Annotated in this window: 23 protein-coding genes; 12 read left to right on the forward strand and 11 right to left on the reverse strand. The window is 47.8% G+C overall.

What is annotated here, in order from left to right; all coding sequences use genetic code 11:
• Window positions 1-3: 3 nt before the first annotated feature.
• On the reverse strand, window positions 4-1122 hold the full coding sequence (gene malK, locus MTO69_RS17785; protein ID WP_248334766.1) for a maltose/maltodextrin ABC transporter ATP-binding protein MalK: 1119 nt from the start codon (window positions 1120-1122) through the stop codon (window positions 4-6).
• 659 nt (window positions 1123-1781) lie between these two features.
• On the opposite strand from malK, the gene malE reads away from it, so the two are divergent.
• The 3 genes from malE (at window position 1782) to malG (ending at window position 5512) form a co-directional block, all read left to right on the forward strand.
• Window positions 1782-2963, forward strand: coding sequence for a maltose/maltodextrin ABC transporter substrate-binding protein MalE (gene malE, locus MTO69_RS17790; RefSeq protein ID WP_248334767.1), 1182 nt, complete (start codon window positions 1782-1784; stop codon window positions 2961-2963).
• Window positions 2964-3035: 72 nt separating this feature from the next.
• The gene (gene malF / locus MTO69_RS17795; RefSeq protein WP_248334768.1) at window positions 3036-4610 is read left to right on the forward strand and encodes a maltose ABC transporter permease MalF; all 1575 of its coding nucleotides are present in this window, start codon (window positions 3036-3038) and stop codon (window positions 4608-4610) included.
• An 11-nt stretch (window positions 4611-4621) separates the two neighbouring features.
• Entirely contained in the window at window positions 4622-5512 is an 891-nt protein-coding gene (malG, locus tag MTO69_RS17800; protein ID WP_248334769.1) for a maltose ABC transporter permease MalG, read from the forward strand.
• Between the two features lie 353 nt (window positions 5513-5865).
• Here the strand turns inward: malG and MTO69_RS17805 are convergent, their stop codons facing one another.
• Both MTO69_RS17805 and MTO69_RS17810 read right to left on the reverse strand, forming a co-directional pair.
• Window positions 5866-6111, reverse strand: coding sequence for a hypothetical protein (locus MTO69_RS17805; RefSeq protein ID WP_248334770.1), 246 nt, complete (start codon window positions 6109-6111; stop codon window positions 5866-5868).
• 310 nt (window positions 6112-6421) lie between these two features.
• A complete protein-coding gene (locus tag MTO69_RS17810; RefSeq protein WP_248334771.1) occupies window positions 6422-6907 on the reverse strand; it encodes an acyl-CoA thioesterase in 486 nt (161 codons plus the stop codon).
• A 501-nt stretch (window positions 6908-7408) separates the two neighbouring features.
• Here MTO69_RS17810 and MTO69_RS17815 point away from each other — a divergent pair.
• Window positions 7409-8764: a hypothetical protein gene (locus tag MTO69_RS17815; RefSeq protein WP_248334772.1), complete on the forward strand. Its 1356-nt coding sequence runs from the start codon at window positions 7409-7411 to the stop codon at window positions 8762-8764.
• Window positions 8765-8822: 58 nt separating this feature from the next.
• Here MTO69_RS17815 and MTO69_RS17820 read toward each other — a convergent pair whose 3' ends face one another.
• The 4 genes from MTO69_RS17820 to MTO69_RS17835 all read right to left on the reverse strand — a co-directional run bounded on the left by MTO69_RS17820 (window position 8823) and on the right by MTO69_RS17835 (window position 12906).
• Window positions 8823-9986, reverse strand: a complete 1164-nt coding sequence (locus MTO69_RS17820; protein WP_248334773.1) for an alpha/beta hydrolase — start codon at window positions 9984-9986, stop codon at window positions 8823-8825.
• A 14-nt stretch (window positions 9987-10000) separates the two neighbouring features.
• Entirely contained in the window at window positions 10001-10210 is a 210-nt protein-coding gene (locus MTO69_RS17825) for a hypothetical protein (protein WP_248334774.1), read from the reverse strand.
• 224 nt (window positions 10211-10434) lie between these two features.
• Window positions 10435-11871, reverse strand: a complete 1437-nt coding sequence (locus MTO69_RS17830; protein WP_248334775.1) for a glyceraldehyde-3-phosphate dehydrogenase — start codon at window positions 11869-11871, stop codon at window positions 10435-10437.
• A gap of 585 nt (window positions 11872-12456) precedes the next feature.
• Window positions 12457-12906: a dCMP deaminase family protein gene (locus MTO69_RS17835; RefSeq protein ID WP_248334776.1), complete on the reverse strand. Its 450-nt coding sequence runs from the start codon at window positions 12904-12906 to the stop codon at window positions 12457-12459.
• Window positions 12907-13841: 935 nt separating this feature from the next.
• On the opposite strand from MTO69_RS17835, the gene MTO69_RS17840 reads away from it, so the two are divergent.
• Entirely contained in the window at window positions 13842-14600 is a 759-nt protein-coding gene (locus MTO69_RS17840) for a TerC family protein (RefSeq protein ID WP_248334777.1), read from the forward strand.
• 343 nt (window positions 14601-14943) lie between these two features.
• On the opposite strand, the gene MTO69_RS17845 is transcribed toward MTO69_RS17840, so the two are convergent.
• The 3 genes from MTO69_RS17845 to yjeH all read right to left on the reverse strand — a co-directional run bounded on the left by MTO69_RS17845 (window position 14944) and on the right by yjeH (window position 19100).
• Window positions 14944-16290: a magnesium transporter gene (locus MTO69_RS17845; protein WP_248334778.1), complete on the reverse strand. Its 1347-nt coding sequence runs from the start codon at window positions 16288-16290 to the stop codon at window positions 14944-14946.
• Between the two features lie 74 nt (window positions 16291-16364).
• Window positions 16365-17687, reverse strand: coding sequence for an ABC1 kinase family protein (locus MTO69_RS17850; protein ID WP_248334779.1), 1323 nt, complete (start codon window positions 17685-17687; stop codon window positions 16365-16367).
• Between the two features lie 162 nt (window positions 17688-17849).
• Window positions 17850-19100: an L-methionine/branched-chain amino acid transporter gene (yjeH, locus tag MTO69_RS17855; RefSeq protein ID WP_248334780.1), complete on the reverse strand. Its 1251-nt coding sequence runs from the start codon at window positions 19098-19100 to the stop codon at window positions 17850-17852.
• A gap of 201 nt (window positions 19101-19301) precedes the next feature.
• On the opposite strand from yjeH, the gene MTO69_RS17860 reads away from it, so the two are divergent.
• From MTO69_RS17860 to yddG, 6 genes are all read left to right on the forward strand, one after another.
• Window positions 19302-19754, forward strand: a complete 453-nt coding sequence (locus tag MTO69_RS17860; RefSeq protein ID WP_248334781.1) for an Lrp/AsnC family transcriptional regulator — start codon at window positions 19302-19304, stop codon at window positions 19752-19754.
• Entirely contained in the window at window positions 19744-20664 is a 921-nt protein-coding gene (locus MTO69_RS17865; RefSeq protein WP_248334782.1) for a LysR family transcriptional regulator, read from the forward strand. The genes MTO69_RS17860 and MTO69_RS17865 overlap by 11 nt, the downstream gene beginning before the upstream one ends.
• Window positions 20665-20772: 108 nt before the next feature.
• Entirely contained in the window at window positions 20773-21387 is a 615-nt protein-coding gene (locus MTO69_RS17870) for a LysE family translocator (protein WP_248334783.1), read from the forward strand.
• 43 nt (window positions 21388-21430) lie between these two features.
• Window positions 21431-22426, forward strand: a complete 996-nt coding sequence (locus tag MTO69_RS17875; protein ID WP_248334784.1) for a Gfo/Idh/MocA family protein — start codon at window positions 21431-21433, stop codon at window positions 22424-22426.
• Window positions 22427-22439: 13 nt separating this feature from the next.
• Window positions 22440-22838: an OsmC family protein gene (locus MTO69_RS17880; RefSeq protein ID WP_248334785.1), complete on the forward strand. Its 399-nt coding sequence runs from the start codon at window positions 22440-22442 to the stop codon at window positions 22836-22838.
• Between the two features lie 65 nt (window positions 22839-22903).
• Window positions 22904-23797: an aromatic amino acid DMT transporter YddG gene (gene yddG, locus MTO69_RS17885; RefSeq protein WP_248334786.1), complete on the forward strand. Its 894-nt coding sequence runs from the start codon at window positions 22904-22906 to the stop codon at window positions 23795-23797.
• Between the two features lie 6 nt (window positions 23798-23803).
• Here the strand turns inward: yddG and MTO69_RS17890 are convergent, their stop codons facing one another.
• Window positions 23804-24187, reverse strand: coding sequence for a L,D-transpeptidase family protein (locus MTO69_RS17890; protein WP_432715665.1), 384 nt, complete (start codon window positions 24185-24187; stop codon window positions 23804-23806).
• Between the two features lie 395 nt (window positions 24188-24582).
• On the opposite strand from MTO69_RS17890, the gene MTO69_RS17895 reads away from it, so the two are divergent.
• Entirely contained in the window at window positions 24583-26709 is a 2127-nt protein-coding gene (locus MTO69_RS17895; RefSeq protein ID WP_248334788.1) for a sensor domain-containing diguanylate cyclase, read from the forward strand.
• Window positions 26710-26712 lie beyond the last annotated feature (3 nt).

Raw genomic sequence — 26712 nt, forward strand, 5'->3', positions numbered from 1 at the left:
AAATTACTCTTCATCAAGACCGGCTTCTTTAAACAGTCGGCGGCAGGCCTTACCATCGCTGTGGAATAGATGACAACGATGAGCTGGAATACCAACGGATAGCTTGTCGCCCGCTTCGACAGCAAGGGTATCTGGCTGACGATAAATCATGTCTGCGTCTGCGGCATCGATGTGCATGTAAACTTGGGTTTCGTTACCCAGTTTCTCTACGATGTTCACTTCGCCTTCGATAGTCGCATCGCCTTCATTTGCGGGCAGTAAGTGCTCCGGACGCACACCAAGAGACATGCGCTCGCCGCGGGTGACTGTGGTGCCATCAACAGGAATCCAGAAGGTGGTGCCGTTGGCCAGTTGAACCATGACGCGATCTTTTTCAACCGCTTCAATGAACACGCTCATAAAGTTCATTTTCGGTGAACCAATAAAGCCGGCAACAAAACGGTTTTGTGGGTAGTGGTACAGCTCGAGTGGTTTGCCCACTTGCGAAACAAATCCTGCGTCTAGAACCACAATTTTATCTGCCATGGTCATCGCTTCCACTTGGTCGTGGGTAACGTAGATCATGGTACAACCCAGTTTGCGTTGCAGTTTAGTGATCTCAGAACGCATTTGTACGCGCAGCGCGGCATCTAGGTTAGACAGTGGCTCGTCAAGTAGGAATACATTTGGCTGGGAAACCAGAGTACGACCAATGGCGACACGTTGACGTTGACCGCCCGATAGCGCTTTTGGTTGGCGCTCAAGAAGATGGCTCAACTGTAAAACTTCTGCAGCATGTTCAACACGTTTGTCGATTTCGTCCTTGCTTGCTTTCGCTAACTTAAGACCGAACGACATGTTGTCGTACAGGTTCAAGTGTGGGTAGAGCGCGTAGGATTGGAAAACCATGCCCACGCCACGCTTAGAAGGCTCTACTTCGTTCATGCGCTCATCGCCGATGTAAAGGTCACCGGAGGTGATGTCTTCAAGACCAGCAATACAGCGAAGCAGAGTTGACTTACCACAACCTGACGGACCGACGAATACAACAAATTCGCCCTCTTGGATTTCTAAATCAACGTTCTTGGAAATCAGTACGTCACCGTAAGCTTTACATACATTTTTTAACGTGACACTCGCCATGTAGCTCGTCCTCGATCAATTTTTATAATTTACTGCCTATCATTATATGAATTTTGGCGCAGGCAATAACAGTAGGAATTTGGTATTGGAATGGATTCAATCATATTAAAGTGTAAGAAAATAGGGTGATGGAGCTTCTCACATCACCCACCAAGCCAAAGTCAGGTTTGCTTCCCCCGTGTACTCTAAGCTTCTCCCCCGAACGAATCAGTTTCCTGAATACCTACGTGACTTAAGTACGTTTCGCAAACCCTAGCGGCATTGTAACCAGTCACCCTATTACGTGTTACTGGAAAGGGTTCTTACCATCCACTCTTGGATGGCTGTAGTTTGTGAAAAATTGCCTGCGCCTGCATCCTCCTAAGCAAAAAAATTGTAGGGGGAGTAGACGGGGAGGAGCCATTTTAGGGTGGAGAATACAGAGAGAGATCTAGCTCAAATATTTGTCGCTACTGAGGGTGAATTTGGTCACACAAAGAGGTGGTTTTGTGAACTTGGTCGTCGATCGTTAACGATGGGGATCACGAAAATAGTTCATAATAGGTAGGGCGTAGGGAGTAGGAGGATGAGTCTTTTGTCAGTTTGGCTGAGAATTACTGGTGAAATACGGCGAAACCTCTGGTGGAGCCCTACAACACAAATATAAAAAGGATATGAACATGAAAAACGCCCTAAGCACAGTAGCACTAGGAACTCTTGTTGCTCTTGGCTCTTTTGGTGCAAATGCTGCTATCGAAGAAGGTCAACTGACTATCTGGATCAATGGTGACAAAGGCTACAACGGATTGGCTGAAGTCGGTAAACAGTTTGAAGAAGACACTGGCATTAAAGTGACAGTGGCACACCCTGATGCGCTGCAAGACAAGTTCCCACAAACAGCGGCGACTGGCGATGGTCCTGATATTGTGTTCTGGGCTCACGACCGTTTTGGTGGCTACGCAGAAGCTGGCCTACTGACTGAAATTAACCCATCTCAAGAGCTTAAAGAAGGCATCGTTGATTTTGCATGGGACGCGGTTAAGTACAAAGGCAAGCTGATCGGTTACCCAGTGGCTGTTGAGTCTCTATCACTTATCTACAACAAAGACCTAGTGCCAAACCCACCTAAGAGCTGGGAAGAAGTGGCTGCGCTAGACGCTAAGCTTAAAGCAGACGGCAAATCTGCCATCATGTGGAACCTAAAAGAACCGTACTTCACTTGGCCTCTAATGGCAGCTGACGGCGGCTACGCATTCAAATACGGTGCAGAAGGTTACGATGTTAAAGACGCGGGCATTGCCAACGCGGGCGTAAAAGACGCGATGAACTTCGTAAAAGGCCTAGTAGACAAAGGCGTAATCTCTTCAGATATGGATTACTCGGTTTCTGAGTCTTCGTTCAACCAAGGTAAAACAGCAATGACCATCAACGGTCCTTGGGCTTGGGGCAACATCGAGAAGTCGGGCATCAACTACGGTGTCACTAAGCTACCTAAATTCAACGGCCAATCATCTAAGCCTTTCGTTGGCGTACTATCTGCAGGTATCAGCACTGCGTCGCCAAACAAAGACCTAGCGGTTGAGTTCATCGAGAACTACCTACTGACTAACGACGGTCTACGTAAAGTTAACGACGACAAGCCACTCGGTGCGGTAGCGCTCAACTCGTTCCAACGTGAGCTAGATTCTGACCAACGCATCGCTGCGACAATGGACAACGCGATGAACGGCGAAATCATGCCAAACATCCCACAGATGAACGCGTTCTGGGGTAGTGCGAAAAATGCCATCATCAACATCGTTGATGGACGTCAAACAGTGGACGCTGCTCTAGCGGACGCTGAAAAACAGATGACTAAGTAAAGCTATACCTTTTAAGGAGGGGGTAACCCCTCCTTCATTTCTATTTTTTTATTATCGCTAGCAGGTTCTATTATGCAGTCAGTTCAAGGTTCAGGCGTTATGCCATCACCCACAACGAGCTTGCCTTCAAGTAAAAACGTACTGATTAAGTGGGGGCTACTTGGCTCTATTGGTATTCTTAACGGTTACGCGACTATTCTTATGTATTCCCGCGGTGAGATGGCGTTTGCCCTTCTTACTGTGATTCTTACTGCACTGGCACTTTTTATCTTTGGTAGTAAAAAGACCTATGCCCATCGCTATATCTACCCAGGTATTGCAGGGATGATACTGTTTATCCTTTTCCCTCTGGCATACACCATAGGTCTTGCATTCACAAACTACAGTGCAAAAAACCAGCTCTCTTTTGACCGTGCCCAGAGCGTGCTGTTAGATAGAACGTTCCAAAGTGGTAAAAGCTATTCTTTTTCCCTATACAGCACTGAGCAAGGTCATCGCATCGTTATCGAAGATGGCGAACAACTTCTAGCGACCGATTCTTTTGAGCTCGCGAGCCTAACTCCATCCGATATGGATCTTGCGCCAGTTGACACTGTTGTCGGCGAGAAAGAAAAAATCAAAACGATTGTACAAAATCGTCCGGCATTGTCTGAGTTGGACTTACACCTTCCTACGGGTGAAGATATCCGTATGAGCGGACTGCGCAAGTTTGCTGCTGTGGTGCCGCTATACACGCTGCAAGACGATGGCGAAACGCTATACAACAACCGCACCCAAGAGCTACTGCGTCCAAACATGGAACTCGGTTTCTACCAACCCGTGGACAGCAGTGGTAACTTCACCGGTGACACTGTCTCTCCGGGCTTTATCGTCAACATTGGTAGCCACAACTTTGAGCGCGTTTGGAAAGATGACGGCATCAAAGAGCCTTTCATCAGCATCTTTATCTGGACAGTCGTGTTCTCGGCAGTGAGTGTTGCCTTGACCGTCTTCATTGGTCTGATTTTGGCGAGTGTGGTGCAGTGGGAAGCGCTGAAAGGGCGCGCGATCTACCGAGTTCTGCTGATTTTGCCATACGCAGTACCAGCCTTTATCTCGATTCTGATCTTCAAAGGTTTGTTCAACCAAAGCTTTGGTGAAGTGAACATGGTGCTTGAAGGCCTATTTGGTATTAGCCCAGCATGGTTCTCAGACCCAATTCTTGCCAAGAGCATGATTTTGATTGTTAACACCTGGCTTGGTTTCCCATACATGATGATTCTGTGTATGGGCCTACTTAAAGCGATTCCAGACGACCTCTACGAAGCGTCAGCTATCGATGGTTCAAACTTCGTCTCGAACTTTACCAAAATCACTCTACCGCTGATGATCAAACCGTTGACGCCGCTGCTGATTGCCAGCTTTGCCTTCAACTTCAACAACTTTGTATTGATTCAATTGTTGACGCAAGGCGGTCCAAACATGATCGGTACGTCTGAGCCTGCGGGCTACACTGACTTGTTGGTAAACTACACCTACCGCATTGCCTTCGAAGGCGCAGGTGGTCAAGACTTTGGTCTAGCAAGTGCAATCGCAACACTTATCTTCTTACTTGTAGGGGCGCTGGCGCTACTCAACCTACGTGTAACAAAAGTCGCTCAGGATTAAGGAGACGCAAAATGGCAATGGTACAAGGTAAGTCTTTAAAATACCGCGTGTGGGCAACACACATCGCTATGTGGGCGTTTCTATCACTGATTATCTTCCCACTGTTGATGATCATCGCGATCTCATTTCGTGAGGGTAACTTCGCTACAGGTAGCATTATCCCGGAAAACCCATCTTTGGAGCACTGGAAACTGGCACTCGGTTTTTCAGTGACCAACGCTGATGGGTCGGTGACGCCACCACCATTCCCAGTTCTCACTTGGCTGTGGAACTCGGTGAAGGTTGCAGGCATCTCATCTATCTTGATTGTGTGCTTGTCGACAACCTCTGCGTACGCTTTCGCCCGTATGAAGTTCAAAGGTAAGAACACCATCCTTAAAGCGATGATGATCTTCCAAATGTTCCCAGCGGTGCTGGCACTGGTCGCATTGTATGCTTTGTTTGATAAGTTGGGTCAGTACATTCCGTTCTTAGGTTTGAATACCCATGGTGGTCTGATTTTCTCTTACCTCGGTGGTATCGCACTACATGTTTGGACCATTAAAGGTTACTTCGAAACCATTGATGGATCGCTAGAGGAAGCAGCGGCACTTGATGGCGCAACACCATGGCAAGCCTTCAGATTAGTACTACTTCCTTTATCTGTTCCTATCTTGGCTGTGGTGTTCATTCTGTCGTTCATTATGGTAGTAGGTGAAGTTCCGGTAGCATCTCTGTTACTTTCTGATGTAAACTCATACACATTAGCGGTTGGTATGCAGCAGTACTTGTACCCACAGAACTATCTATGGGGTGACTTTGCAGCAGCAGCAGTATTATCTGCACTACCAATTACCGTCGTATTCTTACTTGCGCAGCGTTGGTTGGTTGGAGGATTAACCGCCGGCGGTGTGAAAGGGTAATAATAACGATAAGGGCGACCGCGAGGTCGCCCATTTTGTTTAAGACTTAACACTTTTGGTTTGGCCGCCGATCAGTTAAGTCGAGAGCAGAACTGGCGTTACGCATAGCTGGCTGTTAGCTAGATTCCTTACTATTTTACGACTAACAGTTTTTGTAACCGAAACCCGGCTTTGTCCCGGGTTTTTTTATGTCTGAATTTTGCTCTGAGAGGTAGTGTAAAAGCTGTGCGAGTGATTGATAGTCAAGCAATTAATCAATGCGAGTCGGTCAGAAAATTATGCTGTCGCATTGCAGTTCATTGCATCGCAATGCGAGTCACAGCACTGTGTGGTATTTTGGGTAAGAAGCTTGATTAGAATTCGCGGCTAGAGGGCGCACAGCCGAGGTAACGCAGCAACACGTAATGGCTCTCTTGCGCTAGCGCCACTCGGCGAAATAGATCAGCGAAGGTGTCGTCACCGCCAAAACAGGCGCGGATGTAGCGATTAATCTCTTGATCAGCATAGCCTTCCACATAGAGCGAGCGCACCCATTGGTATTCTACCGATTTTAGGTTGAGCAAGGTCGCTTCCGTTAATGTAATGTCAGTGGCAGACAAGTGTGATTCCTTCGATGCGCGTTTAGTTAGCGGATTTAAGCAAATCAAGATGAAAGAAAAATGACAGCGGTATGGCAGTTATATGACTGGCCAGCGGTAGCGCACCGCCAGCCAAATAATACCAAACGGGATAAATAGGTGACCAGATAATTGCGCAGGAAAAATCGTTGAGAGCAAGGCATAGATTGCAGCTAGCTAGTTGACCTACCTACACCATTCCTTGAAAACATAGCTATAACGACGCTATCAGCGATTTTAACTAGCAAGAATGACCAGATATTTATGCTGTTTGGTATAACATTCGGTTGGGTTACTTGAGGTATTTGACGTGCGCTTCCATCTCTTCGCCGATCTCTTTGCGCATATTCATCAGTCGAATCGCAGAGTCGCGCAGTGCAATATCTTCCGGGGTTTGTGGTACCCAATCAGGCACCTCGGTCGGCTTACCCTCTTCATCGACCGCCACCATAATCACGATACAGTGCGTAGTGAGGCGGTTTTTAAGTTCCTTCGGATCGCTTGCTTGGACATCAATGGCGATGTGCATTGAGCTTCGGCCAGTATAGATAACCTTAGCGCTCACCTCGACCAAATTGCCGACATGAATCGGAGCGACAAAACGAATCCCACCCGCGTAGGCGGTAATACAGTATTTGCCACTCCATGCAGCGGCGTTGGCATAGGCCGCCAAGTCAATCCATTTCATCACGGCGCCGCCGTGTACTTTACCGCCAAAATTGACGTCGCTGGGCTCGGCAAGAAAGCGCAGGGTAATATCGCGTTGACCAGTACTCATCTGTCAATCCTTTGTTGTTATAAGTTTTATGTTTACATTTAACTAAATAACAAAGGGTATCACTGTCTGCAACATTTATTCGCTTATTACTTTAAGTAAGACTTTGTAGTTCGTGTCGCGTTAGACTAGTGCATAAGTTAAGTATTGTCATTTTTGACACATAGAGAGGCTGAACCAGAGAAGATCATCCATATACCATTGAGCACTTTACTAAATCGACTGGTGAGTAAGTCAAACAGCTGAAAGTTCAGGGGTACCAGAATCAATGTAAGTCGACTTGAGAGCGGGGGACCTCAAATGAATGACATCTATCTAAAAAGTCGGAATGACACAGTTCGCTTGTGTGATAATTTAAGTCTATCTTTCTGATATTGTTGACAAAAGCTGTTAAAGTTGTGAATTGATTCGCACATATGCCTATTGGTTTTATTAATGATACATATGATTGTACTAAATATGATAAGTCTCTATTGGCTTTATAAAATCAATAAGGAAAACTAAATGACAATTAAACGTCTTAGGCTAGTAGCGCTGCCACTGATAATAGCCGCTACGGCACTGTTAGTGTCTGGCTGTGCTTCTAAAAGAGTTACTCCAGAAGTTAAATATGCCCAATTGGCTAGCGACGATAAGTTTACCGTTTCTAAATTTGACTTTGTTCTTGCTTATCGCGTCAATGTGCCAGACCTATTAAGGCAAGAAGAGCTTAAAAAGATCGCGTTTCAAGGTTTCTTGGATGGATTGAAGAAAGCGGATTTATATGCAGATGATAATGACTCTGACGCTAAGCCTCTTCACGTAAGAGCTAGCTATTATAGACGTTTCGTAGGTGATGAAACACCTATTCCTACTCATGTTCTTGCTCAGCCTAATTTAGGCTATACGATTACAGAAGAAAGCCCTAGCGGGGAGCTTCTTATTGCTGAAGAAAATGACCTAACGAAGAACATGTTATTTGAAAAGGATTTTTCAAAAGAAATCTTAACTGCTTATCAACTAGGTTACTACATGGCTGAGCAGCTAGCTAAGAAAGTGCCAGATGGTATCGATGAGCTACCGAAAATAATACTTAGTTCAGAAAGAATGTCAGAATATCAAAGTTTGGCACTTGAACTAAAAAGTCGAAACTACAACCCTGAGACTGACAGAAACTATATCCCTAGCAGTGTAATAGAACCATTGTTTAAGCTAGTTAGTAGTGAGGACTATGATACGAGAATGGATGGGTATGAGGAAATTCAAGATCAGTGGCTCAATTCACCAAAGTTGTTCGATTATCTCGCTAAACAAGTTGAAAACAGTTACACAAAGTCTCTCAATAAAGATGAGTTGGAAGAACTAGAAGAGCAGATTAAAACGATCTCAGAAGCAGGTCTGAAAGAGTATTTGCCAGTTATCGAGCAGGTCGCAAATAGCTCAACTTCTCAGGAGGTTCGTGAATATGCTTTGGAAGCTTCCGAAACTCTTCGTGAGCGCCACCTTAGATCTTTTGTGATACACCAGCCCTTACCAGAGGGGATTGAACTTTCTTGGAAAGAGCATCAACTATATAACATGACGAGAGCGACTGTCTTTGGAGTTGATGATGTAGCTCTGCAGAAGCGAGCTGTAAAAGAAATTTATCGCAATTATCTAGATAATGAAACTTTGCTCGATGCCGTCAGCAGGGAGCTAGAGCACTCAACGGTTATACTCTCTCACAGAAATAGCAAGTCAACCGACTATTATGCTTGGTCTTGTCGAGTTCTTGGTATGTCTGGTAACCTAAAATATAAGCCGCAGCTTGAAAGGATTTCGAAGACAGCACTTTCAGCGAAGGTACGAGAGTTTGCTGAGGAGTATGCTGAAGAGCTTTAAAGCTATTTCCAGTTTTAGGTAAACCCCAACGCCCAGTCATGCTGGGCTTTTTTATCGCTTATGAGCTCGGTGCCATAACTTTATCCATAATACTCATGCTCTCAGCGAAGTATGGGTTGTAAGTGAGCCGGGCATGAATTTTTCCTTGTTCGCGATATCCCCAGGCTGAGTACCATACTTGGCTTTGGCTACATTTCGGCTCGAGCTCTTCCCCTTGGCCGTTGCTGCAAATACGCTGGGTGCCATGTTGGCCATAGTAAGGGTTGTCTGGGGAGAACAAGAGCCCCATGTGTGAACCATTCGATATCCGCAAATCCGGTAAACGCATGCTATAGCGCGTGGTTCTTTCAATCCCAGTATCTTGCTCACCTTGCCAGACTAGGTGGCTTGCTGGGTGAGTCATCTGGTTGGCAAACACCTGAGTGACGTATTGAGTATCAATCACTTTGTCACCCTCGCTCATCATAATAAATACTGGCTTATCATAGATTTTTCCGGCAAGTGAGGCTCTGACTTGACTGGACGTCTGGTAATACACGGCCGCTGCATTCATTGGCAGCGAGTTATAGCGTAGCGGGTTGTCCTCGGGATCTTGATCCGCCCAAGTAATGAAGTAGCTAGCGAGCTTAGCGTACTTGACTACGCCAGAGAGTGGTTGCAATGCGGGTGAAAAGAGCAACAAGCCGTTGATTGATTCATCATCAATAGCTTGTTCGGTTACCAGGTTTGCGCCAGTTGAATAGCCGCCTAGCCAAATCGAATCGGTATCTTGTTTTAGCAGTTGAATATGATGCTTAACGATACCCTGCCAATCGGCAAAAGTGGGCAGTTGTAAATCGCCGACTTTGCTGCCGTGGCCGGGAAGAAGAATGGTGCGAACTAGGTAACCTTGCTTGGCCAAATGGGTTGCGATATCGATAAACGAGTAGGGCGAGTCCCCCAAACCATGAACTAACAGCACGCCCTGGCCATTGGGCTTTAGCGGGCGAAACTCTTGGGGCGCGACCAAGCCTAACTCGGTGTATTTATCTTGAGTGAGGAATACGCGATTGCTCTCAAGCCAAGCTTGAGTTTCATTGATGTATTCGCCAAAGCTGGCTTGAGAGTAGCTGGGTAAGGCTTTAGCGGCTTGAAACTCTGGAGCTTCTGGCGCTGAACTACAGCCTATCGCACTGATTAAGGCTGTAGCGGAGATAAGCAAAAAAAGGGTGTTACGTATCATTAAGTTGGACACCATTACTGTTTAGATACGTCTTCATACTCTCCTTCGAGTACGGAAGGATCGCTCGGTTTAGAAAAAATATCTCGCTGCATTTTAAGTGACTTCTCAATTTTTCTGCCTGTAATCAGCGCGAAGAGAGTCAAGGGGATAGCCAACACTAGGGTGAACATTAGGGTCATTACACCGATAAACAGCGCCAAGATAGCAGTAACCGCTCTATTCATAATCATTACCTCTTTATTTATTGATTAGAATAGCGAGTAGAAAATGAATCAAATATGAACAAATGTGTTGCTGCGCCAGTTTGATTGGCACAGGTCGTCAGGTGAGTAAAAAAGCCATCCCAAGAACCGAAGGATGGCAAAGACGGGGGATTATTGTAGGTATTATGTTGTGGAGCTTTGCCTCCACCTAAGTGGAGGCGATATTCGATAACCCGCGACTGCTGTTATTGAGTCGGATAAGTTTTGTAACGTACGCCCATCATTTGTTCCATACAATGGACAACCTGACAGCTGTAACCAAACTCGTTGTCGTACCAAATGTAAAGAACACAGCGATTGTCTTGAGCGATAGTGGCGGCGCCATCGACAACACCCGCGAAGCGAGAGCCCACTAAATCTGATGAGACAATCTCGGTCGATTCCGTGTAATCGATTTGAGCAGAGAGCTCTGACGTTAACGCCATTTCGCGTAGATACGCATTGAGCTCGTCTTTATCGGTACCGTTTTCTAAGTTCAAGTTAGCAATGGCCATTGAAACGTTAGGGGTAGGAACTCGAATCGCATTACCCGTCAGTTTGCCAGCGAGTTCAGGCAGTGCTTTCGCGACGGCTTTCGCTGCGCCCGTTTCTGTCAACACCATATTCAATGATGCACTACGGCCACGACGTTCACCTGAGTGGAAGTTATCAATCAGGTTTTGGTCATTGGTAAAGGAGTGGACCGTTTCAATGTGGCCAGAGATCACGCCAAATTTATCGTTGATCGCTTTGAGCACAGGCGTAATGGCATTGGTGGTACAGCTTGCCGCAGAGATAATCGTATCTTCAGCTTGAATAACACTGTCATTGACACCAAAGACCACGTTTTTGATATCGCCTTTACCCGGTGCGGTGAGTAGGACTTTTTCCGCGCCACCACATGCTAAGTGTTGGCTTAAACCTTCAGCGTCTCGCCATACACCGGTGTTGTCGACAACCAGAGCATTGTTGATGCCGTAGTGAGTGTAGTCCACCTCTTCCGGCTTGTTGGCATAGATAAATTGAATGTAGTTGCCGTTCGCAATGATTGCTTTGCGCTCTTCGTCGACCACAATGCTGCCGTTAAACTGACCGTGGACTGAGTCGCGGCGAAGTAGGCTTGCACGCTTTTCAAGGTCGCCTTTTTTGCCGCCACGAACCACAACAGCGCGTAGGCGAAGTGGGTAGCCAGGGCCTGACTTTTCAACCAGAAGGCGAGTTAGCAGACGACCGATTCGGCCAAAACCGTACAACACCACATCGCGTGGTTCACTCACGGTTTCACCATTCATCGCACCGATCAGAGCGGTATGCAGAAAGTCTTTCACGCCATGTTCGTCATCGCGATCTTTCCAGAATTGATGAGCGAGTTGACCGATGTCGATACGACAAGGAGAAAGTTCCATATCCGCCAATGCTTTGATAAGAGGAAGCGTTTGCTCTGGGCTAAGGGCGGTGTCCGTGTAACGGCGGGCTAGGCGGTGAGCTTTGATGATATCGATCGTTGCCGCGTTAACCAAAGTTTTACCGAAAAGTAGAACTTCTACACCTTTATGTCGGTAAAGTTGACCAAGAAGTGGAGAGATAGTTTCCGCAATCGTTTGGCTCGTTTGCCAATCTAGGAGATGTTTCTCTGGGCTCATTGTATATGTGGACCTTTCACGTTTTGGGGGACTGACTCTACTTTGCGATTGTAGGGTGGCTAGTAGAGCTGACTAAATATTGTATTAAATTTGTAATTTTTATGCGGCAGGATTGTAATGCCTAACATCTTATTCTGCTAGGAAAAATAATCCGTGGTTTTTATGCTGAGAATAGGTGCGGAAATGGCGTATATTTTCGTTTTCAGCTAGCGATTGATCGTATTGACTTTTTGATTACTTAGGCCTTAATTCGCGAAGAAAAATACTTGAAGCACATATTTAATGTAATGATTCATTCATGATGCTCATATTAAGATGATATCGATCACTAGTTCACCTTGATTAGTAAACAACAAAGTGAAATCACAGCGTAAAACTTTCGGCGGGTCACTTAGTGCCTTATCTAAGCGCCGATTTTGTCTGAGTATGAAAAAATTTAACACTGAAAACCAACGGTTTTAGGCGATATGAGGAAAAATGAGTCTGACAGGTGGAAAAGATCAGGTTTAAAATATTGAACTGAGTGCGTGAATAGAGAGAAAGTGGGTTACGCGGTTAGCCAGTGTGCTAACCGCTTACATGACTTTATTGGGCCTTGATGTCGGCGAGTGGCAGCCAGTTTACTTTTACCCCCGCTTGGAGAAACATCTCTTGGCTGACTTTAATTTTGTCTTCCCAACGTGACAAAAAGTCTTCGGTCTGCTCCGGGCAGTGCACTGCTGAAATACCGGTTTGAATGATCTTGGCCGCGCAATTTGGACAAGGAAAATGAGTTACCCAGATTTCGCAGCCATCGAGATCGCGTTTAGCGAACAGAATGGCGTTTTCTTCAGCGTGAAGTGTTTTTAGGTACTTCATTTCACGGTCGTCAGTAATCGCACTGTCGGAAATACCATGTGGATAGCCGTTAAAACCGACTGAGACAATCCGATTCTGTTTAGTGATGACAGCACCGACTTGGGTGGAAGGATCTTTACTCCACGAGCCAACAAGTTCTGCCATTTGGTAAAAGCGTTGTGCCCACTTAGAAATCATTCAATCGTCCTCTGGATGATGGGGAAACAGGTAATGTGATTTAGATCTAATCATAATATCCTAATTTCCCAGTGGATAGTCCAGAAAAAAACCGCTGCCCTAATGACTATCTAAGGTTTAGCAGCATCATGGTGCGTTTTAGGTCACACTTTTTGTGGTTTGACTCAAGAACCATGCTGGGAAATTGTCACTAAGGCTTGTAAGAGATCTCTCACAAAGGCGTAAGTGATACTTAAAGCGAGCACCAGAAAAACCACGCTTTAGGTGCTTAACTCTATGAAAAGACTGGTTTTGAATAAAATTTGTCCGTTTTATTTCAAATGAACATGGACAAAGTGGCGTTGTGAAAAATAGTGGAGCGCATATTCTTTACTTGTCAGCAGGATGCCGACACGGAACAGGAAAGACCCAAGGAACGGTCATCTTCAGGATGAAGATTCGATTATTCAGGACGAATAATTGGCATGGATAGCGAAGGACATTGGCTGGATGCGAGTAACTAGGATGGTTACGCAAGGATAGACAATGGACGCTTAACGGACTAAGGCAATAACTATCAGGAAGATAGTGCAGGACACCGCTTAAGGATAAGTGATGAGAGTTAGTCTGGATGACTAACGGGCTGGATTGCCAAGGACACCGCTAGGAAGGCGATGATAAGGACAGTGCTGAAGGAATCAGCGTACTATCACGGAATAGATGCAGGGAGCACCTATTAGTAGCCGGATTGCTGCGAGTAAGAATGAACCCCACTAGGCGAGAGCCTAGTGGGGTTTTATTTTTTAGACATATTTTGTTACATCTCGTGATATTGCCTTGTTGAAGGTGTGGTGATTTACTACCGATCCCTAAGCAACAGAGGTATTACTCTTAATGGACGACCCCTATAGTCGACTATACACTCCTTCCACTTCCACAACTGTGGAGGTGTCATTATGTTAGAACTCTTCTTACAACCCGAAATATGGGCAATCTTTGCCACATTGTTTATGCTCGAGATCGTTCTCGGCGTCGATAACGTGGTGTTTATCTCGGTACTGTGCGAACGGCTGCCCATGCATCAACGCAAGTTGGCGCGTAACCTCGGCATTAGCTTGGCGGTTGCGGCACGCATTGTATTGGTTTTCTCGATTTCGTGGGTGATGTCGTTGACTCAACCCTTGCTGCACTTAGCACAACTGGCGTTCACTGGACGTGATGTGATCATGATTTTAGGTGGCGCATTTCTACTTGCTAAGAGTGCCAAAGAGTTATGGGCGTGGTTAACCCACCATTATGCGGCGCATTCGACCCATGTTCGAACCGGTCTTGCGGTGGTGTTATTGCAGATAGTCGCGGTCGATGCGGTGTTTTCGATGGACTCGGTGATTACTGCGGTCGGGCTGACCAGCGAAGTGCCAGTGATGGTCGCAGCGATTTTGGCATCTGCGGTGGTGATGGTGTTGACGGCGGAGAAGATCAACAACTTGGTGACTAAGTATCCAGGGTTCAAGACGCTTGCGTTACTGTTCTTGGTGCTGCTGGGCGGCTTGTTAATGGCAGAAGGCTTTGCGATTCACGTAAACAAGGGCTATGTCTACTTTGCCATGGCATTTGGTTTGATTCTGGAGCTTTGCCATATTCAATTGAAGAAAAAGCAGCAGTTGCGGATAAGGGCGATTCGTCCATTCAAGATAGCAAATAAAGCACTGTAATTCAGCCGTTCGTTATATGGGAAGCACAGTTGCTTCCCTTTTTCGTCTTAACGCTGGGGGGAGATTGTTGTTAAAAAAAAGCCAACCTCAAGTGGTGAGATTGGCTGATATAGGTGTGAACAAAACCAGTTCACTAACAACGTCAGTTGGCTAGGTGACCCTCGGCTTAATAAGGGTCATCTAATGTAGTGCATCATATGTGCCAACTTTTATAGTGCTAAATTGCGCAATAAATGGCCGTTTTAGGCTGTTTCTACTTGTCTGAGTTGCATATTGAGATTGCAAAATGCGAACTGCGATCAAATTGCTATTGACGATTGGCTTGTTAGTGAGGCTCGCAAGGCTACATCATCACTAGACTGGCTGTGCCTAAAAAGGCAAAAAAGCCGACGACATCGGTAACCGTGGTGAGAATCACCGATCCCGCCAGAGCAGGGTCAAGGTCTAGCTTATCTAATACAATCGGGATCAATACACCAAACATGGCGGCAGTGATGATATTGACAATGATGGCCAGCGCGATGGTCGCCCCCAACACGGTGGATTGAAACCAAAGCCCTGCTAACGCTCCGATGATCAGTGCCCAAAGCAGGCCATTGATGGAGCCGATGCCGATCTCGTTTTTTAGCAGTGCCCAGCGGTTACCTGTGGTGATCTGGTTAAGTGCCATCGCCCGCACCATTAGGGTTAAGGTTTGGCTGCCGGCGATGCCCCCCATGGAGGCGACGATAGGCATCAGTACTGCCAAAGCGACCACTTGCGCAATCACATCCTCAAATAGGCCAATTGTCACCGAGGCTAAAATGGCGGTCAGCAAGTTGATTCCAAGCCAAACGCCGCGTTTTTGCGAGCTTTTAATCACAGGTGCAAACAGATCGTCCCCTTCATCCATACCCGTACCCGCCATCAGACGCGCTTCGTAAATTTCACGTTGAGTGCCTAATGCAAAATGCCAGTCGACTTCACCGATCAGGGTTTGCTGCTCGTCAACCACAGGCATGGCAGACAAGGAGGAGTGTTCTAGTGACTCAATACTTTCAGCGAGAGTGAGCTTGGCATCTAAGGTCAGCACATTCTCTATCGCTAGGTTACGTAAGCGCTCATTGGGCTCGGCTCTAAGCAAGTCGATATAGCTCACCAATCCACGGAACTGCTTACGTTTGTTGATTAGGTAGATCTGTTGCGGAGCATCGTAGCTGTATCGCTCCATCAAGGCTTTGGCTTTTTCCACGGAGATATTAAATGGCAGGGTCACCACTTTTCTCTCAGCCCAGCGGCCCAGCTCGTCATCTTGGTATTGGTTAGCTTGATCGTAGAGCTCCAGCTCATCTTTCTCGATAAGATGCAGCGCTTCGTTAATGATCTCTTCTGGCAGTGAGTCGGCCCACTCAATCAACGACAGGTTGTCGAGTTTGGCCAGAGTCAGTTTGAGCTCGGTATCGGACAGTTCATTAATCACCGAGTGTCGCACTTCAGCACGAGCTTCGGTCAACACTTCGATGTGCAGCTCGAGCGGCAGACTGCGCCACAGCCTGACACGCTCTTCAATCGGAAAAGCTTCAAGGATGAGAGCGACAGAACCTGACTCTAAACCTTGTTCGATGGCGTCATTAAGGATTGTGGCGTGCTGATCCTCATCAGCCTTGCCAATCTGTTCGATAAGCAGGGAGAGATCCTGAAACTGACTCACAGAGTACCTCGAAAAAGAGAAGTGTTTGTTTGATTATATTCCAAGGTACTCGAAAGTAGCAGAAAAACAATACCCTATCTGCTGTGGAGGCCCAGATAGGGCAGCACTAAGCGACGAATGTTTACTTTCGCACCAATTCGCGCAGCCAATAGGTACATGCCACCAATTTTACGATGTAGGAAAAGGGCGTCAGCGGGCGGAGTGTGCCAGTAATCTTGTTCCATGCTCAGAATGGTTCCTGCGTCGCGAAGGCGCTGGGCCAATCCACTGGCTTTAAAGTCATACTCTTGATCAACCAGCATGGGTTCGCAGGCCAAATGAACCAGATCAAGTACCGCTTGCCGCTGCTCGGGCAGAATACTTTGGCTAAAAAAGCCAATTTGCTCAAGCGCCTGATTGAGCCCAGGTTCGTCGCCATTGATCACACTGGTAAAGGCCTTTTTGTACCCAGAGCTCAATCTTTCGCTGTACTCACGGGTGGCGCCAAAATCGAGTAACCCGATTTGTTGACTCTGCTCTAGATAGAGATAGTTGGCGAAATTGGGGTCGGTCTGCACCATCTTGAACTCAAACAGCTCTCTAAACAGTAGTTCAAGTAAAGCGTGCATAACAAAGTCGCGAGTGTGTTGGCTCGCATCTTCGATACTCTCGATGCTTCTTCCTTCAATAAAGCTCATGGCAAGGACAGATTGCGAACTGTTTCTCGAGAACAGCTTAGGCACCACAAAGTGGGGGCTGTTTTCCAGCGCTTGTCGGTAACGCTGCATAAACCTCGCTTCGCGTTGATAATCGGCTTCATCGTGGAGCTGCTTTTTCGCTTCTTCAAGTAAGCCTTTGTAGTCGACCGATTCTGGGATTAAGCCGACGATCTTGAGCAGTGTGCCTACGTTATCGACATCGCTATCGATGCTCTGACGAATCCCCGGGTACTGCACTTTAACCGCCAGCTTTTCTCCATCATCACTGTAGGCTTGATGAACCTGACCAATGGACGCGCTGGCAACCGGCTTGAAGTTGAATGCAAGAAACTCGTTTTTCCAATCCGGACCTAGAGCATTGACCAAGACTTGAGTGAGCTGCTTGGATGGCATCGGGTCTGCGCTGGAGCGCAAGCGAGCCAGAATGTCGGCCAACTCAGGCTCTAAGATGTCGCCGGCATCCATCGACAACATTTGCCCAAGCTTCATTGCTGCGCCGCGTAGGTGAGCGAGTTGGTCAGTTAGGCGTGAGACATTTTGCGGCGTTAGCAGAAGATCACGCGCCTTAGGACGATTGCCTTGCACGATTTGCTTGGTGCCTTCGCTAATCACGTTGCCCGCGACACGAGTGGCAAGCGAGGCGAATTTTCCTAGCCTCGAAATACGGTGAGTCGGCAGGCTACGTTCTTTGGTTGACATATGATCTTCTCCCTTGTGTTTCGTGCCAACACGAGACTCTATGAGTTATCGCGATTGACATCATTGAGTTATACGCAAAATGTGTCGGATTGGATACAAGTCGAGAAAATAAAAAGCACCACGTGACGTGGTGCTTGATATCAATTGGCTTTGCGTCATCGCCTAGCTTGGTTTGGCTACCCGGCGCCGCTTCCAAGGTAAATTTAGTAAGCCAAAAACCACAACCGCGTAGAGCATTGACCAGCCTAAGCACAGAAACACGGCGCTGCACAAAAGCAATGCGACCCCCGCCAACACGCGATCTACACCACGAAGCAGCTTGAAAGCAGAGAGCATTGCCAGTAAGTAAACGAGGACAAAAATACCATTGGCCAGTTTGAGGAAAACTTCGAGATCTAAGCCAGATACCGCGCCAACGACACAAGAAAGCGCCACGACGCCGCCGACGGCCAAAGTGGCGTTTGCGGGAACACCACGAATGGATAAACGCGCCAGTCCGCTGTCTGGGTTGTAATCACGCGCTTGCGCCCAAAGCATACGGGAAAGGCTCTGGGTATAGAGGTTGACACTGGCAAAGCAGGCCGCAAAACCGATCACGCTGATCAACACTTTGAACTGAGTGCCAAACAGCTGCTCTGAAACCCATGGTATCGACGCACTATCAAAATGTGCGCTGCCACAAGCGCCGAGCTTAAGAATGATCACCGAGCAAAGCCAGTAGGTCGCGCCGGCCACAAAGCAGCCCACAATAATGGCAATCGGGAAATCACGCTGTGGATTTTTAAACTCTTCTCCCATGTGCGCAAAGGCTTCAATTCCGACAAAGCACCAGAACATCACGCCAAGTGCGACCCCTATCGATGTGATGCCAGAAGTGGTTAGGGTCGGCAGGGCAAGATCAGCGGTAGAGAAATCCCCTTGCCACCAGAAGGCACCAATCAGCGCAAAGATGGCAATCGCAATAACGCTTTGCAACTGACCCGATGATTTTGCTCCAGCGAGGTTAACGCCGATCAGCAAAGCGACAGTGAGCAATTGGGCAAACAGCGGGGAGCTAAGGCTTTGTGGCAAGAGCTGCTGAAGAAAACCCGCAGCCAGAGCAATTGCAGCGGGCACTCCGACAGGAATCACACTCAGAAATAGCCAAGCAACGCTTTTCTCTAATCGCGTATTAAAGGCTTGGCGCACAAAGAAAGCGGTGCCGCCAGCGCTAGGGTAGCGTTTGCCAAGTTGGGCGAAGGTTAAGCCAATCGGACAGATGGCGATAAACAGCACCAGCCAGGCCCACAATGAGAAGTGACCTGCAATGCCAGCAGCAATGGCTGGCACCATAAACAGGCCAGTTCCGAGCAAAGTAGTGGAGAGCTGCCCGATGCCGGACAGCAAAGTAATATCTTGTTTTAACTGGCTCATGATGCGCTCCCTGCATCTTACGATGTTTTTTGTCAGCTTATCTCAAGCGTCTGTGGGTTGCAGTAGTCACTTTGTCGTAGTTGTCCGTCACTTTGTCGCTTTTTACTCAACGAAGTAGCAATTTGTCTGCTTTCCAGCGCTCGGTTTTTGTGTCACATTGCATTGAACCAACAGGATAAGTTGGCAATAGGAAGCAAAAAAATGGATAAGTTTGATCAACAGATTATTAAGCAGCTCACCCTCAATGCGCGCGCAAGTGTGAGTGACATTGCCAGGCAAGTCAATTTGTCGCGCAGCGCGGTGACAGCGCGAATTCAAAAACTCGAAAATGAGCGTGTCATCTTGGGCTATCATGCCGATATCGCAAGGCCCAACCACAAAGAGATGATCAAAGCGTATTTGGCGCTCAAGTTTGATATGTCGAGTTCTCGACAATACTGCGAAGTGTATGCCGAGCGTATCTATCAGATTGATGGGGTCAAGTGGTGTCATGCCATCAGTGGTGAAACCGATATGATGCTTTACGTTGAGGTTGAAACCATGGCTCGGCTCAATGCGATTCGAGACGAACTGCAGCAAATCCCAGAGTTACGTCATCTTATGACCCACACCGTGCTAACTGAGTTTTTCAATACCATTAATCATGCTCAATAACATCAATCTCAATTTGCTGCGCTCATTGCACGTCCTGCTAGAGGAGTGCCATGTCAGCCATGCCGCGCAGCGACTCAACTTAACGCAATCAGCGGTCAGCCGGCAGTTGGCGCAACTGCGCGAGTTATCTGGCGATCCTTTGTTGGTTCGAGAGGGCAACCAATTGGTGGCCACGCCAAGAGCGCTGGCGATGCAGCCGAAACTGCGTGAGCTGCTCGAGCAGTGTGACCAGTTGATGGCTGACAAACCCTTTGACCCCGCCTTGTGGCAACAGGAGTTTGTTGTCTCATCCAGTGATTACGTAGCTCAATACATATTGCCCGATGTAGTCGCGGTGATGGTCGAACAAGCGCCTAAAGTCAATATCGCCTATCGACTGTGGCAGCCTGACTATTTAGAGCGCTTTGAGCAGAGTGGGATTCATTTAGCCTCGACCATGCTGGCTCAGCCGCCGCAACAGCTGAGCAGTATTGCCCTTGGACAAGACAGCTCAGTGTGTCTGATGCGTCTAGGGCATCCGCTTGATAGTGAGCCGGTGATGACATGTGAGCACCTGATTGCTTTCCCGCACTTAAAAGTCACTGGCGGGGGCGATAAAGACAGCCAGGCTGACATCGCGCTAAAACAGCAAGGTTATCAACGTCGCATCGCGCTCAAAGTGCCTTTTTTCTCCGCGGCAGTCAATGCGCTGCTCAGCAGTGACTATTTGATGATCGTTCCAGAGCACATAGCGCGCAACCTTTCTCGCTCATATTCCCTGGCCTATAGGGATTTGCCTGTGGTGAGTGATGTGCATCGTTACTGGTTGATGTGGCATCCCAAATATGATCAAGACAAAGCCCACGAATGGATGCGGACCAAGGTGTTAACGGCGATGCAGACTTCTTCCTACTCAATAGGTATGATTTAAAATCATCATGATAATGACCAACTTTGATTTCAAATCATTTCATGTCTCGGTTATCTTGGGCTGTATTGAGCGCAGCCAGCGCGAACAGATAATGGAAGGATAAAGGCTATGACACTGACGGTGTGGTTTTCGCTGTTCACAATTTGCTTGCTCGGAGCCATGTCTCCTGGACCGAGTTTGGCTATGGTGGCTAAACACAGTTTGGCAGGAGGGCGGTTAAACGGATTGGCAACCGCTTGGGCGCATGCTTTTGGCATTGGTATTTATGCGTTTGTCACCCTGATTGGTTTGGCGGTGGTATTGCAACAATCACCGCTGCTGTTCAAAACCATCAGCTACGCCGGGGCCGGATATTTAGCGTATTTAGGGTTTAACGCACTGCGCTCCAAAGGCGGAGTGGCCGCCCGGCTAGAGTCTGGGCAGCGCACCTCGCTGTGGCAATCGGCGCGTGAGGGCTTTTTGATCTCACTGCTCAGCCCCAAAATTGCGCTTTTTTTTATCGCGCTATTTAGTCAATTTGTTGCGGTGGGTGACAGTGTGGCGGCAAAAAGCGCCATTGTGGCGACGCCGCTGGTGGTTGATGGCTTATGGTACACTGTGGTCACTTTTTTGCTTTCCAGCCCTAAATTAATTGATAGAATTCGCTCTAAAGCATTATTAATCGACCGTTTGTCGGGCGCCGTGTTGATCCTACTCGCAATACGTGTGGTTTGGACGGTGTAAAACGGTTTGCCCTAGCCCTGTGCTTGGGCTAGGGAGAACAAAGATGATCAGACTGGCAGTGATCGGCACCAATTGGATTACCGATCAATTCATTCAAGCGGCATTAAAGTCGGGAAAATATCAACTCAGCGGGGTTTATTCGCGTTCGCTAGAGAGTGCAGAGCAGTTTGCGCAAAAATATGACTCACCGAGTCTATTTGATGATCTGCACGCGCTCGCGCAATCGGCAGAGATAGATGCTGTCTATATCGCCAGCCCCAACTCGCTTCACGCACCGCAAGCGATTCAGATGATGCAAGCTGGCAAGCATGTGATTGTTGAAAAACCGATGGCGGCCAATTATGCGTTAGCGCAGCAGATGTTTGATGTCGCGCGTCAAAACCAAGTGATTTTGTTTGAGGCGTTTATGTCGCCACATTTGCCAAACTTTAAGCGCTTAAAAACGTCATTGAGCTCGATTGGCCGCATTCGCAAAGCGCTGATCACTTACTGTCAATATTCGTCTCGCTACCCGAAATATTTAGCCGGAGAAAATCCCAACACCTTTAATCCAGCGTTTGCCAATGGATCTATTATGGATATCGGATTTTACTGCTTAAGCTCAGCGGTCGAGCTGTTTGGTGAGCCGATATCGTTACAAGCGAAGGCGCAACTGCTTGACTCTGGGGTTGATGGTAGCGGCAGCGTGATCATGAACTACGATGGATTTGAAGTAGTGCTGCAGCACTCAAAAACCAGTGACTCTTATCTACCAAGTGAAATTCAAGGTGAACAAGGTGCCCTGCTGGTGGAGATGATCTCGACCGCGAAAAAGGTCACTAAGTACACCCGTGGCAGTGATATTGGTATCGATTTGAGCGTTAAACAAGATGCCAATCCTATGTATGATGAAGCGCTCGAATTTGCTGAGCAGTTTCTACAACAGGCGATGAATGATGCCTGCACACAGCGCTCGTTAATTGTGGCAAAATTGCTGGAAGAGATTCGTCGTCAGACAGGAGTGGTCTTTCCAAGCGATCGCTCTTCCGATAAAAAATAAAAGAGAGTAACAGATGCAAGCAGAAGTAAAATGGGTCGAAGAGTTTAAGTTTTTAGGCCAGTCTCAGTCAGGCCACTCTGTGGTGATGGACGGTAACGGTGGTGCGACTGCTCCAAGTCCGATGGAAATGGTGTTAATGGCAGCCGGTGGTTGTAGCTCGGTGGATGTTGTTGATGGCCTAAAAGAGGCGGGTCAAGCGGTAACCGGTTGTGTGGCCAAGCTGACAACAGAGCGCCGTGATACTGCGCCGCGTATCTTTACTAAGGTCAACGTTCACTTTGAGGTGCAAGGTGACAACCTAGATCGTGACGTTGTGGCAAAAGTGGCGTCAGATTCCCTAGAGAAGTACTGCTCAGTGTGTCTGATGCTAGGTAAAGGGGTTGAAATGACCCATAGCTGGGAAATTGTCTAGCGATATTACCTTGAGAGTAGGCCGAGCGCTCAGCTCGGCTTTTTTTGTTTTGGTTGGCAATAATAATGATAAAAAGCACACATAAGTTCACTCTGGCAGGGGTGGCGGCGATCTTGCTATGGAGCAGCGTCATGGGGTTTGCGCGCGCGGTGACGGAAATGCTCGGACCGGTGGGCGGCGCGGCGTCGATTTACACTGTGGCATCGCTATTTCTGGTGTTGGTGATGGGATTGCCTAAGCTTCGCCATTACTCACTGCGTTATGTGTTGATCGGTGGCGGTCTGTTTGTCGCCTATGAGATCTGTCTGGCGCTGGCTCTGGCGATGGCGAACTCGCGACAACAGGCGGTAGAGATGCTAGTGATCAACTACTTGTGGCCAGCGTTAACCGTGTTGTTGGCGGTATTGACCAGTGGCAAAAAGACCAGTTTTTGGGTCTACCCGAGTATCGCTTTGGCCTTTTTCGGTGTTGCTTGGAGTATCACCGGTGATCAGGGATTAACTGTGGGGCAAATAGCCGCCAATGTGGCGACTAACCCCGCCACGTACACCATGGCCTTTGTTGGCGCCTTCTTATGGGCCATCTACTGCAACCTGACCAAACGCATCGCGAATGGGCAAAACGCGATCACCCTGTTCTTCATTATGACCGCAGCAACCTTGTGGGTGAAATACGCATTGAGCGCTGAGAGCGGAATGAGCCTCAACCTCGAATCGGGGACCTTGCTGATGATTTCCGGCATTGCGATGGGTAGTGGTTATGCGTTGTGGAACTATGCGATCATCGGCGGCAATATGGTGTTGCTGGCGACCTTATCGTATTTTACCCCTGTGCTATCGACGGTGATCTCGTCGCTGATCTTAGGCCTGGTCCTTAGCCCAAGTTTTGTTCAAGGTGTGGTGATGGTCACCATCGGCTCTCTATTATGCTGGTGGGTGACTCGAGAAAACACTGACTAGGTTTGCTTACCACTCGATATCAATTGGTGTACCGACAGAGACTAAGCTCAGAAGTTCGTCCATCTCCTCATTGGTGATGGCAATGCACCCGTCAGTCCAATCGAAACTTTGAACAAATTGGGCGGGGCGCTGCTCGCCGTTTCTCAAACCATGAATTTTAATATCGCCACCCGGGTCAAGCTTAAGTCGCGCAGCGTAGTCGATATCTGCTTGGTTAGGATAACTAATATGAATTGAGCGATAAAAATCAGATTGATCAAGGACAAAGTCCAGATAATAGCGGCCCTCTGGCGTGCGCTGATCGCCTTCGCGAATTTTGTGTCCTTGCGGACGTTTTCCGAGGGCAATGCGATACTCCTTAACGATCTGCTGACCGTCCATTAAGTACATTCTGCGCTTGGATTTATCGACCAACACCCGGTCCACCTGTGCAAAACAACTGGCACTGATCAATATCAACAACAGCGGGAGCCACCTCAACACTTTGCCTTCCTTCTACTTCTCACTCTCACTTTGACCAATCGGAATAAATCGATGTTCTGATATCGTTCCTGTTTGCCATCCCAACGGCAAGGGGATTGTGAATGATGGCAGGGCCCAATAGCAACATAAACTGTAATCTTACCTGGATTAAAATGCGTGAATTGCTGCTCTGTTCAAGTCTCGAAGAGTTGCGCAAAAGGAAATGCGAGTCACTTAACAGCCGATAACAAATACATTTGATTGCATAGCGCCAACTGATGATGATTAGCTGTCGGTATCTATCAAAGGTTTAGTCAAGCGCCATGTTGCCCCGTTCGTTACTCAAAGATATTTTGTCTGCCACAAATCAGCGTTACTTGGCCACTGCTCTGTTTGAGTATCTTAATCAAATGCTAGCGCCGAAACATATGGCGATCTTTGCCGAGCCGAAAGATGCCCAGCCAGCAGAGCTGCTGTTCAGCTATGGTCAACCTGCTTCGCTTGAAGGCTATCCTGGCACCTTTTGGGCCTGGGTATGTCAGTTTGATACGTCTGACGGCTTGATCCCATTGGCGATGAACACCTGTCGATGGCGCTATCGAACCATAATGGGCGCGCACAGCTATATCTTTATGCTCGACAACCACCCGGAAAAACGCATCTATCTGGTGGTGGAGAGTCTTAAAGCCTCGGAGTTGGACAAACTCGTTGAGAGTCATCAACTCGACGCACTACAGATCATCGCTGCCCGCTGGCAGTGTGTACGCGCAGAAAGAGAGGCGGCTGCGGAGTTCAAGCAACGCGATATTAAAGAAGCCAAGTATCTTGATGTGATCAAGCAGCGCGAACTGTTTATCGATAACATGAAGCTAGTTCAAGAGGTTGCGGTGGAGATTTCTAATCCGGCCAATCTCGATGAGCTGTATAAACTGGCGGTGGAGGTGATTCGCGATCGGTTGGGCTTCGACCGCGCTTCGTTTATGTTGCTGGATATCAAAAAGCGCAGCTTTAACGGGACTTACGGCACCGATGAACAAGGCAACACGGTCAGTGAGCACCACACCCAGTTTGACCTGCACCAGTTGGAAGAAACCTATATCAATGCGCTGTTTGAGGGCAAAGAGAGTCTGGTCGTGGTGGAAGACGCACCACTGTATACCGCGGGCAACGTGGTCGGCCAAGGCTGGAATGGAATGCTGATCCTGCGCGACGGAGAGTCCGTGATCGGTTGGATAGCACTCGATAATTATATCCATCGTACGCCAATCACTAGCTACCAAAAACAGATGTTGGAGTCGTTTTCTTCGCTGCTGGCACAAATCTATATTCGTAAGCGACAAGAGCAGAATGTGCGGATGCTGCATACCAGTATGGTTGAGCTGTCACGCTGTATGACAGTCAGTGAAGTGTGTAAATCGGCAGTGACGTTTGCAATTAACCGATTAGGGATCGACAGATTTGCTGTGTTCTTGACCGATAAAGAGTGTACCCATATGCAAGGTACTTGGGGCACGGATATTCAAGGCAATGTGGTGGATGAGTCTTACTATCGCTCAGACACCGTTGACCGTTCGATTGTCAACGCCGCTCGGATCAACCCTAATGATGTGGTGTTCGAAGAGTCCGTTCCTATTTATCATGATTTTCACATTGTTGGTTTTGGCTGGACCGCCATGACCATGTTGGTCAGTAACAGTGGTGAGCCAATCGCCTTTATTGCTGCCGATAATTTGCTTAAACGCACCCCGCTCACTCACCAGTTGCGCGAGATGATTCGTATGTTCGCGTCTAACTTAACGGAAGTGCTGCTTCGTACCCGCGCTCAGCAAGCTATTCACGAGATGAACGAAAACCTTGAACAAGAGGTAAAAGCCAGAACGCGCGAGCTGCAACAAGCCAATCATCAGCTTGAGGCGTTATCTAAGCTCGACCCGTTAACGCGACTAGGTAACCGACGTATGCTCGATTCATTGCTCGACGACCTTGGCCTTGAGCAACAGAGTGCCCCGCGCTACTACGGATTGATTCTGGTCGATATCGATTTTTTTGGTTTGTACAACAACCACTATGGCCATTTGCAGGGCGACATTGCGCTGATGCGTGTGGGCAGTATTTTGGCCCAGCATACCCAAGGTGAACGTGAGGTGTTCTGTCGAATCGGCGGCGAGGAGTTTGCATTACTGATGATCGCCGAACACCCAACCCGCGTGGCTAAGTTGTCTGACAGCATTCGGGCCAGTATTGAGCAAGAGAATATCGCCCATAGTCAGAGCGAAATCCATTCATCTTTAACCGTGTCGGTGGGTTACTCAGTGATTGAAGTGACTCAAGATAAGTTCTGTTTTGAGCAGTTGTACGATGCCGCTGACCGAGCGCTCTATCAAGCAAAGCATCAAGGGCGCAATCGCGTGCTCGGCACGGTCACACTGCTCGACAGCAAGACGCAATAAACG

Source organism: Vibrio sinaloensis (assembly GCF_023195835.1).
Classification (GTDB): Bacteria; Pseudomonadota; Gammaproteobacteria; order Enterobacterales; family Vibrionaceae; genus Vibrio; species Vibrio sinaloensis_C.

What these genes read in the sequence shown, in the direction of transcription:
- malK (WP_248334766.1), bottom strand. Translation starts at nt 1,122, where the DNA reads ATGGCGAGTGTCACGTTAAAAAATGTATGTAAAGCTTACGGTGACGTA.
- malE (WP_248334767.1), top strand. Translation starts at nt 1,782, where the DNA reads ATGAAAAACGCCCTAAGCACAGTAGCACTAGGAACTCTTGTTGCTCTT.
- malF (WP_248334768.1), top strand. Translation starts at nt 3,036, where the DNA reads ATGCAGTCAGTTCAAGGTTCAGGCGTTATGCCATCACCCACAACGAGC.
- malG (WP_248334769.1), top strand. Translation starts at nt 4,622, where the DNA reads ATGGCAATGGTACAAGGTAAGTCTTTAAAATACCGCGTGTGGGCAACA.
- MTO69_RS17810 (WP_248334771.1), bottom strand. Translation starts at nt 6,907, where the DNA reads ATGAGTACTGGTCAACGCGATATTACCCTGCGCTTTCTTGCCGAGCCC.
- MTO69_RS17815 (WP_248334772.1), top strand. Translation starts at nt 7,409, where the DNA reads ATGACAATTAAACGTCTTAGGCTAGTAGCGCTGCCACTGATAATAGCC.
- MTO69_RS17820 (WP_248334773.1), bottom strand. Translation starts at nt 9,986, where the DNA reads ATGATACGTAACACCCTTTTTTTGCTTATCTCCGCTACAGCCTTAATC.
- MTO69_RS17825 (WP_248334774.1), bottom strand. Translation starts at nt 10,210, where the DNA reads ATGAATAGAGCGGTTACTGCTATCTTGGCGCTGTTTATCGGTGTAATG.
- MTO69_RS17830 (WP_248334775.1), bottom strand. Translation starts at nt 11,871, where the DNA reads ATGAGCCCAGAGAAACATCTCCTAGATTGGCAAACGAGCCAAACGATT.
- MTO69_RS17835 (WP_248334776.1), bottom strand. Translation starts at nt 12,906, where the DNA reads ATGATTTCTAAGTGGGCACAACGCTTTTACCAAATGGCAGAACTTGTT.
- MTO69_RS17840 (WP_248334777.1), top strand. Translation starts at nt 13,842, where the DNA reads ATGTTAGAACTCTTCTTACAACCCGAAATATGGGCAATCTTTGCCACA.
- MTO69_RS17850 (WP_248334779.1), bottom strand. Translation starts at nt 17,687, where the DNA reads ATGTCAACCAAAGAACGTAGCCTGCCGACTCACCGTATTTCGAGGCTA.
- yjeH (WP_248334780.1), bottom strand. Translation starts at nt 19,100, where the DNA reads ATGAGCCAGTTAAAACAAGATATTACTTTGCTGTCCGGCATCGGGCAG.
- MTO69_RS17860 (WP_248334781.1), top strand. Translation starts at nt 19,302, where the DNA reads ATGGATAAGTTTGATCAACAGATTATTAAGCAGCTCACCCTCAATGCG.
- MTO69_RS17865 (WP_248334782.1), top strand. Translation starts at nt 19,744, where the DNA reads ATGCTCAATAACATCAATCTCAATTTGCTGCGCTCATTGCACGTCCTG.
- MTO69_RS17870 (WP_248334783.1), top strand. Translation starts at nt 20,773, where the DNA reads ATGACACTGACGGTGTGGTTTTCGCTGTTCACAATTTGCTTGCTCGGA.
- MTO69_RS17875 (WP_248334784.1), top strand. Translation starts at nt 21,431, where the DNA reads ATGATCAGACTGGCAGTGATCGGCACCAATTGGATTACCGATCAATTC.
- MTO69_RS17880 (WP_248334785.1), top strand. Translation starts at nt 22,440, where the DNA reads ATGCAAGCAGAAGTAAAATGGGTCGAAGAGTTTAAGTTTTTAGGCCAG.
- yddG (WP_248334786.1), top strand. Translation starts at nt 22,904, where the DNA reads ATGATAAAAAGCACACATAAGTTCACTCTGGCAGGGGTGGCGGCGATC.
- MTO69_RS17890 (WP_432715665.1), bottom strand. Translation starts at nt 24,187, where the DNA reads ATGTACTTAATGGACGGTCAGCAGATCGTTAAGGAGTATCGCATTGCC.
- MTO69_RS17895 (WP_248334788.1), top strand. Translation starts at nt 24,583, where the DNA reads ATGTTGCCCCGTTCGTTACTCAAAGATATTTTGTCTGCCACAAATCAG.